We start from the raw sequence: 1246 nt of genomic DNA, 5'->3' as shown, positions 1-1246 counted from the left end.
ACTGGGGGTCGCCCACCCGCATCCCCGACCTCCTGGGTCACGAGCCCGACGGCACGCCCGCCGCCGAGCTGTGGCTCGGCGCGCACCCGGCGGCGCCGTCGCGCCTGCGCGGCCCGGACGGCGCGGGCGGCCCGTCCCTGGACGACCTGGTGCGCGCCGAGCCCCACGCCGCCCTGGGCCGCCGGGTCGCCGACCGCTTCGGGCCCCGCCTGCCGTACCTGCTCAAGGTGCTCGCCGCCGAGCGGGCGCTGTCGCTGCAGGTGCACCCCCGCCCCCACCTGGCGCGGGCCGGGTACCACCGGGAGACCCGTGCCGGCCTGGCCGCGGGCGACCCGCGGCGGTCGTTCCACGACGACCAGCACAAGCCCGAGATGATCGTGGCGCTCAGCCCGTTCGAGGCGCTCGCCGGGTTCCGCAGCCCGCGTTCGGTGCTCGGGCTGCTGGACGGGCTCGACGGCGTCCTCGTCGACGTCGTCCGCGCCGCCCTGACCGCTCGACCCTCGACCGCGGGGGTGCGCGCCGCCACCGAGGCGCTGGTCGCCGCGCGCCGCTCGCCGTCCTGCGCCGCGGACGTCGTGGCCGCCGTCGACGCCGTGGCGCGCCGGCACCGGGCGGACGCGCACGGCCCGACCGCGCGCGCCGACGCCACCGTGCTCGCCCTGGCGGCGCAGCACCCCGGCGACCCGGGCGCCCTCGTGTCCCTGCTCCTCAACCGCGTCACCCTGGAGCCCGGCGAGGCGATGTACGTGCCCGCCGGCGAGGTGCACGCCTACCTCAGCGGCTTCGGCGTGGAGGTCATGGCCGCGTCGGACAACGTGCTGCGCGCCGGCCTGACCACCAAGCACGTCGACGCCCCCGCGCTGCTCGAGTGCGCGTCGTTCGCGCCGCGCCCGCCGGCGCGACCGGCCACGCTGGTGTCCGGCGGCGAGAGCGTCGTCGTCACCTACCGCGCCCCGGTCGAGGAGTTCGCGCTGACGTTCGCCGACGTCGTGCCGGGCGAGCCGGTGGCGCTCGCCGCCGACGGACCGCGCGTCGTCCTCGCCCTCGACGGCGAGGCGTGCCTGCTCACCGGCGCGGGCGAGCTGCGGCTGCGGCGCGGGGGGTCGTGCTTCGTCCCCGACGCCGCCGGCCCGCTCACCGTCGACGGCGCCGCCCACGTCGTCTGCGCCTGGGTCCCGTGACCGTCCCACCCCTCCCACCCCGCGCCGCCCCGCCCCGGGTGCCGAACAGGTGGTTGCGCACGTTC

The 1246-nt window shown here is 79.1% G+C and carries 1 protein-coding gene; it reads left to right on the top strand.

The window, feature by feature from the left end; genetic code table 11:
• On the top strand, positions 1-1181 hold a 1181-nt coding region (manA, locus tag ACFT55_RS20225; RefSeq protein ID WP_380245661.1), incomplete at its 5' end, for a mannose-6-phosphate isomerase, class I.
• Positions 1182-1246: the final 65 nt, after the last annotated feature.

This window comes from Isoptericola sp. NPDC057191, assembly GCF_042670225.1.
Lineage (GTDB): Bacteria > Actinomycetota > Actinomycetes > Actinomycetales > Cellulomonadaceae > Isoptericola.
The sequence above is the reverse complement of the archived record's forward strand: the minus strand, read 5'-3'. Positions and strand labels throughout refer to the sequence as shown.